This window comes from Chlorobium sp. (genome assembly GCF_021740465.1).
Classification (GTDB): Bacteria; Bacteroidota; Chlorobiia; order Chlorobiales; family Chlorobiaceae; genus Chlorobium.
Map to the genome: position 1 here is coordinate 1 of NZ_JAIOZR010000038.1, position 7,692 is coordinate 7,692.

6 protein-coding genes are annotated in these 7,692 nt (G+C 48.5%); all 6 read right to left on the bottom strand.

Annotated elements, in window-relative coordinates; translation table 11 throughout:
• Window positions 1–578: 578 nt before the first annotated feature.
• Entirely contained in the window at window positions 579–1,541 is a 963-nt protein-coding gene (locus K9G39_RS11075) for a glycosyltransferase family 2 protein (RefSeq protein ID WP_292004988.1), read from the bottom strand.
• A gap of 88 nt (window positions 1,542–1,629) precedes the next feature.
• On the bottom strand, window positions 1,630–2,673 hold the full coding sequence (locus K9G39_RS11080) for a glycosyltransferase family 9 protein (protein WP_292004989.1): 1,044 nt from the start codon (window positions 2,671–2,673) through the stop codon (window positions 1,630–1,632).
• Window positions 2,670–3,764 (bottom strand): glycosyltransferase, encoded by a 1,095-nt coding sequence (locus tag K9G39_RS11085; RefSeq protein ID WP_292004990.1) that lies wholly within the window; start codon window positions 3,762–3,764, stop codon window positions 2,670–2,672. The genes K9G39_RS11080 and K9G39_RS11085 overlap by 4 nt, the downstream gene beginning before the upstream one ends.
• Window positions 3,761–4,840, bottom strand: coding sequence for a glycosyltransferase (locus tag K9G39_RS11090; RefSeq protein WP_292004991.1), 1,080 nt, complete (start codon window positions 4,838–4,840; stop codon window positions 3,761–3,763). The genes K9G39_RS11085 and K9G39_RS11090 overlap by 4 nt, the downstream gene beginning before the upstream one ends.
• A gap of 247 nt (window positions 4,841–5,087) precedes the next feature.
• Window positions 5,088–6,416, bottom strand: a complete 1,329-nt coding sequence (locus K9G39_RS11095) for a nucleotide sugar dehydrogenase (RefSeq protein ID WP_292004992.1) — start codon at window positions 6,414–6,416, stop codon at window positions 5,088–5,090.
• A gap of 29 nt (window positions 6,417–6,445) precedes the next feature.
• The gene (locus K9G39_RS11100) at window positions 6,446–7,435 is read right to left on the bottom strand and encodes a hypothetical protein (protein WP_292004993.1); all 990 of its coding nucleotides are present in this window, start codon (window positions 7,433–7,435) and stop codon (window positions 6,446–6,448) included.
• Between the last annotated feature and the right edge of the window lie 257 nt (window positions 7,436–7,692).

Sequence of the window (7,692 nt, forward strand, 5' to 3'; positions counted from 1 at the left end):
CACCGGTTTCCCGGCTCACTTCACTGATGCTTCTGCCTTCTGGCGGTAGCACTTTCTTCAGTACACTCTGCCTTACTGCATGCGAATAACCCATAGATCGCCTCCTTTTAGGATGCGACATCTATATTAACACATAGGGGGGGGCATCATTTTATGTTCTGAAAGAGCATATATATCTCTCTTTGCGTCTTTTCTGTTTGCTTCTTGTTCTGCTATTTTTATCATTACAAGATGCGTTTGTGTTTTACATTGTCTATGTGGTTTCGGTTTCATATGTTCTGTTTTTTTTGGCATATAAACCGTCTGGATTTATCAGGAAATATAATGGTATTGGCGATTATTCTTATGGAGTATATATATATGCATTTCCTGTGCAGCAATCAATTGTAGCCTTGTTTTCTGGTATAACGGTGACGAATTTGATATTGCTATCGTCGATTGTTACGATAATATTAGCCGTGCTTTCCTGGAATCTATTGGAGAAGAGGGCGGTCTCGATGAAAGAGGTATTTTCAGGTAATACAAAAAAGATAGTTGCTTATAGTATGCAGCGTTTGTTACAGAAGTCGTAAAAGCATTCAGGGAAGGTCCTGATTAACGGGTCTTTTAGGGACATTTGCAATGTCGTAGCCGAGAAATGCCAGCACGAACTGAAGCCCGATAAGTACTGGAAGCGCCGACAGCATGATTGTGCCGAACGGGGCCGGAGTATCCTGCTGTATTCCCTGAAGCCAGTGTATCGAGCCGAAAATAATCCCGAATAAGAGCAACCCGCATCCTACTACCAGTTCCACCGACGCAAGGGTCATGTCTCGGAGAAAATAGTTGTAAACTATTCTCTTCAGCAGATTCTGAAGATGCTTTCGTAAAAACTCGGGGATGACTCCCGAGATTTTCAGATTGCTTTGCTCTTCACCGTATACGCTGTCCATGGGAATATCTACGACGACCGCCCTGATGCTGTTGAGCCGGAAAAGCATGTCGGTTTCAAAAAAGTACCGTTTGCTGATGCGCTCCATCGGCAGGTGTGCCGCGACTCGAGCATGGATAGCCGTAAAACCGTTCGTGGGATCGAAAATGTTCCAATATCCGGTCGATAGCTTGGTCATGAAAGAGAGCAGCGCATTGCCGAACAGCCTGACTGCAGGCATCCGGGCTATGTTCGTCAGATCGTAAAAACGGTTTCCTTTGGTATAATCCGCCTGTCCCTGAAGGATAGGGTTGATGAATCTGGGCACCAGTTTCGGATCCATCTGCCCGTCGCCATCGATCTTGACTATTATTTCAGCGCCGTCGGCAATTGCTGCACGATAGCCTGCCATCACCGCTCCGCCCACACCCTGGTTTTTTTCGTTGCAGATAACATGAACCCGGGAATCGAGGCACATTTGAATTACCAGATCGCTGCTTGACTCCGGACAGCAGTCATCAACGACGTAGATTCCTGTGACTTCAGGGCCTATCCGTGATATGACTGATAGAATCTGGGCTTTGACCATGTAGCAGGGTATGACTGCACAGATATGATGGGATGTGGACACGTGGTTATTGCTTTGGTGTGCGCTTGTTTTCCGTTTGATATTACGTTATCGAAGAATGGTTTTATTTCCAAAAGATAATTGAACCGGCTCAGTTCGACACCATTGCCTGTAATGCGGCAATAACTTTATCCGCGCTGATCTCTTTAACGAGCGCCGTGGGTGAAACCACTACTTTGTGTTTGACAAGAAAAGGCATGAAGCGGCTCTGATCCTGCGGCGCAGTTCCGTAGAGGCCGAGCACCGGAGTGTTGACGCATGCCGCGACATGGACCAGTGCCGTATCGGGTGTCACAAGCAGCTTCAGTTTGCCGACAATGAGACCGGCTTCGTAAAGATTTGCGGTTTCCGGTGATGGCATGACATTGGGGCACTGCCGTTCCAGTCTGTTTTTCTTTTCACGGTCGCAGGGCGCAGAGAACACTACGAATGTTATGCCGGGAAATGCGTCCGCCAGTTTTTTCCAGTTTTCTTCGGTCCAGTAGCGCGTTGGTCCTCCCGCGCTGATGTTTATTCCTGTACAGGTACGTTCCTGCATGGACTTCAGAAACGCCTGTACAGTTTCCGAAACGGGCTTTTCGGGAAGGTAGGGTCGGCACTCATAAGGGTGAACGGATTTTCCGAGAATATCGAGCAGGCCGCAGTTTTTCAGGGCTACGGGAGTGTGAAAATCGAGATCGACCAGATAATCGTAGATACCCCGGTGGTAATCGCAGTCGATGCCGACCTTGTAGCGAGCCCTGACGAGAAGCGACTGAAAGAGAAAGCTTGTGGACGGGTGGTCTTTGGTGTTGAAGAGTATATCGAAACGTCGGCTCAGGAGATGTCGGTAGTACGGCCATGCATTTCCCCTTGCCAGGTGGAGGATGTCGATGTTCCGGTCTGATTGAAAAAAGGAGTAGGTGGCCCGACTGAAGGTCACGACGTGAACGGTGCTATCCGGAAAATGCCGCTTCAGCAGCCTCAGAAGCGGAGTCAGCAGGATGGCGTCGCCGTATTTTTCCTGTGCAAGAATGATGACGGAATTGACCGTACCGGTATACGGAGCCTGGAGTAGCGGCTTGCGAAGCATTTTTTGCAGCAGCCGGGCAAAGTTCTGACGGAATCTTCGCTTTTTTTTCCACTCCCCGTTCATCGATGCACCTGTTTTTCTGCCGTTTTTTTCAGGAGAAGCTGTTCAATCCTGTCTGCCATTTTCTGTATGGTAAACTCTTCGGCAACCCTTCTTTTCGCGGCTTTGCCGAATTGCTCAAGCTTTGAGCGGTTGTCTATGATCGAGGCAATTGCGGCAGCCAGAGCTACGGGGTCTGCGGGAGGGACGATCAGGCCGGTTATGCCGTCCCGCATCAGTTCCCTCGCTCCGTTCACGTCGGTGGCGACAACCGGTTTTTCGACGGCCATTGCTTCCATCACTACATTGGGCATGCCCTCGAATAGTGATGCCAGCACAAAGAGATCGCACCCTTTGAGCCAGGGGTAGATATCCGGCGTGAAGCCTTCAAAAATGAACGAATCTTCCAGCCCGAGCGCATTGACGCGGGTTTTCAACTCGTGTTCAAGTTTTCCCTCGCCCGAAACGACGAATAAGAGGTCATTTCTTGTTTTGCAGAGAATCGCGGCCGCGTCGATCAGGTAGGTGAACCCTTTCTGGGCGGAGAGCCTGCCCGCGCTGTAGATGACTGTTTTTCCGGGGAATCGGGCGGCAAAATCTATCGCCTGGACCTGTTCGGGAACGACAATGCCATTATAGATGACTTCGACGAATTCCGGAGGAAACCAGCCGTATCCGGCGTAAGCCTCTTTGATGGTGCTGCTGTTGGTGATGATTCCGTCGCAGAGACGTGTGAGGCTGATTTTGTGTTTCCACTTTCTGCTGCAGAGCAGCATGCCGTGCCGGGCCAGCACGACCGTGTTTCCAGCAATGCGGGCGGCGAGGCCTGCCACCCGGATATCCTTGTTCAGGTTACAGATCAGCACATCCGTGCGGTTTGCCTTGAGATAACGTGAAACCTTCAGGGTTTTCAGCGGGCTGAAATCTGATCGGATTTCAATGACCGTTGTTTTTACGCCTTTTTGCGAGGCGTACTGAAGAATCCGGGAGTTTTTTTTACTGGCGAGGGTGACATTATGGCCTCTGTCAGCAAGACTTTTTGCTGCAGTCACCATCCATTTTTCGCCGCCTCCGAACTTGTTGCGACCTATGGAGTTGATGAAGAGAATGTTCATGTGTCCTGCTGTTTACTGCGGGTTTCAGTACAGAAGTCGAAGATCTCCTGTTCCATGGAAAATATCGAGAATTTTTGTGAAACCGTTCGGTGAGCTGCTACGGCCACGGCCCTGCGCTTAGCGGGGTTCAGGTAGAGCTCGCTGAGGATTGCGGCAAGTTTTTCCTGATCGCCATAGGATACCAGGAAGCCGTTTATGTCCTCCTCGATGATTTCGGAGGCCCCTCCCGAAAAGGTGCTGACTGGAACACATTCAAGAAACATACCTTCAATCAGTGCGTTGGAAAGTCCTTCAGACTTCGAGGTGGAGACAAAAACGTCGGAGGTTTTCATCAGAGGGTAGGGGTTTTGAAGAAACCCCGTGAAAAGGACCTTTTCGCCGATGTTGAGTGTACCGGCAAGATGTTCAAGTTCCTCCCGCTGAGGCCCGTCGCCGGCAATGACAAGTCCTGCTTGGGCTCCTGGAGTGAGTTCGAGAAAACGGGCAAAAGAACGGAGCAGAAAGTCAAATCCTTTTCGGGCAATGAGCGTGCCTGCTGAAATGATGGTAAAGGCAAATGGTTCCGGATAATTTTCGTGGGAGCTTTTTTCCATTTCCCTGCAATCCAGGCCGTTGTATATGACCCGGATTTTATCGGGCATGATCCACGACGTTTGCTGCAGGGTTCGTTTTATTTTTTCGGCATTGACGATAATCCCGTCGGTGAAGGTATCGTAGATAAGCTTTTGCAGCAGGGAGTCTTTCATCGGTCGGTCGATTCCGAGGCGGAGAATATTGGCGGTGCCGCACATGCGGCTTGCAAGTCCGGCAAGCACATAATCCTTGCGCTTTGTAGGGATAAGGACATCTATTCGCTCCCGAAGGATAATGCGAACAAGTCCGAAAAGAGTCAGAGGATCAATTTCCGCGATGAAGGGAAGCCTGAATTTTTTTACCGAAAATCTTTCGCCAAGCAGGGGATCCCGATAGGCAAGGAAAACGCCGTTTTTTTTGGCGAGGGCTCCCGTTGCAAGCAGGGTCCATTTTTCGTTGCCGCCCCACCCATTACGAGCGGAGTTCAGGAAAAGAAAATTCATATAAAGGAGGTTTATTCGGCAATGTCAGAAAAAAACCGGTAGGTACATGATCTTGTTATTTTATAGCAAATTACAGAAAAACAATCCTTGTCATAACAACGCTCAATCAAAGATACTCAGCACTCTGACCATTGTTTCCTGTCTTGATTTAACCGGTTTTTATGTAATGACTTAGTGCTTTTTTTTCTGTTTTTCTGATGTCTTATGATAACCTATGGATGATCTTATATAGTTTTCATTTTCCGGTTTAGAGCCTTCCATCAATCATTGTTCTTTTGAACATGCCTTTTACATCATAGACGATTCCACCCGGGATAAGCCATTTTCGAGGATCGAGTGAAGCGAATTCACGATGTCCTACCGCTGCGACGACTCCGTGAAATGCTTCTTGTGTGATGGATTCAACATTGGTGATGAGTTTCATGCCGCAGGTTTTGCTGACCTCTTTTTTCGATGCCCATGGGTCGGTGAGTTCTATCTGACAGCCATAGTCCTGCAGCTCCCTGACGAGGTCTATTACTTTGCTGTTGCGGATGTCAGGGCAGTTTTCCTTGAAAGTGATACCGAGAACCAGTATGCGTGAACCGTTGACAGCAAGTCCCTTTTTGATGAGGAGTTTTACAATCTGTCCGGCGATATATGCTCCCATGCCGTCATTAAGTCGTCTTCCTGCAAGAATGATTTCTGGATGATATCCGGCTTCCTGGGCTTTTTGTGCCAGATAGTAGGGATCCACACCAATGCAGTGTCCCCCTACAAGTCCGGGTTTGAAGGGCAGAAAGTTCCATTTGGTGGCTGCAGCTTTGAGGACTTCAAGTGTGTCGATTTCAAGGAGATTGAAAATTCTCGAAAGCTCATTGACGAAAGCGATGTTGATATCTCGTTGTGAGTTTTCGATAACCTTGGCAGCTTCGGCTATTTTGATGGATGGCGCCAGATAGGTACCTGCTGTGATAATGGATTGGTAAAGACTGTCGATCTCAATGGCCGCTTCAGGAGTTGAGCCGGAAGTGATTTTTGTGATTTTTGTGATTGTGTGCTCCTTGTCGCCGGGATTGATCCTTTCAGGTGAGTAACCCACAAAAAAGTCCTGGTTACAGGTCAGGCCTGAGAACGTTTCAAGAGCCGGGATACACTCTTCTTGGGTTGCTCCGGGGTATACGGTTGATTCGTAAATGACAATATCACCGGGGCTGAGAACCTTTCCGACACTTTCGGTAGCCCTAAGAAGGGGCGTTAGCACGGGGCGGTTGTTTTTATCCGTTGGTGTGGGTACAGTGATGATGTATCGGTTTGCCTGTTTCAGTTCCTGAAGCTCCGCGGTGAAATAGATTCCTTTGGCTGAACTCCCGGTGATTTCAAGCGGATTTTCAGTTACGGCATGTAATGCCAGGATGCTTTCTTCAATTTCGAGCGTTGAGTCGCGTCCGTTTCGCAGTTCTTCTATTCTCGATAGTTTAATGTCGAATCCCGCAACAGGATAGTACTTTGCAAATTCAACTGCCAGAGGGAGTCCGACATATCCGAGTCCTATAATTGCAATTCTGGAATCAGCTAAGGCATGTGTGGTGACCATGGTCCGATTTTTTCACGAGTTATATATTTCTATTGGGCGTTTTTTTCTGCCTTTGTGGCGGTGCGATGTTCGAGTCCGTCAACGAAAGCGATCCATCGGCCATCAGAAATTTTGTGGGGATCTACCGTATGCATTCCCCTGTTGTTCCATGATTTGTTTCCTGCCTGAACGACCGGCTTATCGCTGACAGGCTCCTCACTGTATCGTGTAGGCGTGAGTTCGCTGATTCTGAAACCCCATGCCTTGCTGCCGTATCGCGGTACACCGTCCTGCGCGTATCGATACAGGAACAAGCCGTCTTTGACAATTCGTCCTCCTGGCCGGGCAAAATGATCGTTGCCACGTACAATAGGGCTTTCCGGATGCTCCTTCCAGGGGCCAGTCAGATTTTCTGAAATGAAAAGATGAAGGTTATTGACTTTTCGCATGTAACTGAACAGGTACCAATAGCCGTTATGGAAAACGACCGAAGGGTCAAGAAGCGGTACCTTTTTTTTATTGCCTTTCAGAAGCGTTGCTGCCAATTCCCAGCGGAGAGGGAATTCAATGGCCCGGTAAAGGCGTATTTCATTTGATTTGGCGCATTCCGGTATCATGAATTTCATGTCTTCATGACTGAAGACATAAGGATAGGAGAGGTGGAATTTTTCTTTAAGTGCTACCCCGGTGTATTTCCAGCTTCTGAGGTCCTCGCTTTCGGCATGGCCTATTTCACCAGTGTTCCTTTTTTTGTTGAGTAGTTCTAAAAAAAGATGGTAAATACCATTTGACGTAATCATGAAGGGATCTGCTACAAAGCGGGCATCCGTGTCGGCTATGTCGTCAGCCGTAAGGATAGGGTTGATTATGCCTGATGCGGGAGCAAGCGTCACCGGGTTGGGACCTTCGTAGATACCGATCGACCAGACTTCGTTTTCCTGGCGCTTTCGTTTCTGGCTTTGCCGCTTCAGCCTGTAAGTGACCAGCCATCCGAGAAGAACGAGCAGAACAATGACTATGATGGTCAGTTCAGGAACCATTGGCAGATGGCTTGTTTCATCAGTATTTTATTCGATACTTAATGTAGGCGTTTTCAGGGTTGTTTCCCAATGGAGGCTGATGCGACTTGTTCGACAGCCATTGTCACTGTGTCGATCTTATAGCGGACCCCAGTTTTTAGACAGCGGTTTAAGTTGGTAACTTGCTCAAAAGAGGAGCAAGTAAATGAGCCAAAGGAAACGCAAGAGTTTCAGTAGCGACTTCAAGGCCAAGGTGGCACTTGAGGCCATTCACGGAG

Excerpts from the sequence above, each read along its gene's own strand:
- K9G39_RS11080 (WP_292004989.1), bottom strand. The coding sequence starts at position 2,673 with ATGAACGGGGAGTGGAAAAAAAAGCGAAGATTCCGTCAGAACTTTGCC.
- K9G39_RS11085 (WP_292004990.1), bottom strand. The coding sequence starts at position 3,764 with ATGAACATTCTCTTCATCAACTCCATAGGTCGCAACAAGTTCGGAGGC.
- K9G39_RS11090 (WP_292004991.1), bottom strand. The coding sequence starts at position 4,840 with ATGAATTTTCTTTTCCTGAACTCCGCTCGTAATGGGTGGGGCGGCAAC.
- K9G39_RS11095 (WP_292004992.1), bottom strand. The coding sequence starts at position 6,416 with ATGGTCACCACACATGCCTTAGCTGATTCCAGAATTGCAATTATAGGA.
- K9G39_RS11100 (WP_292004993.1), bottom strand. The coding sequence starts at position 7,435 with ATGGTTCCTGAACTGACCATCATAGTCATTGTTCTGCTCGTTCTTCTC.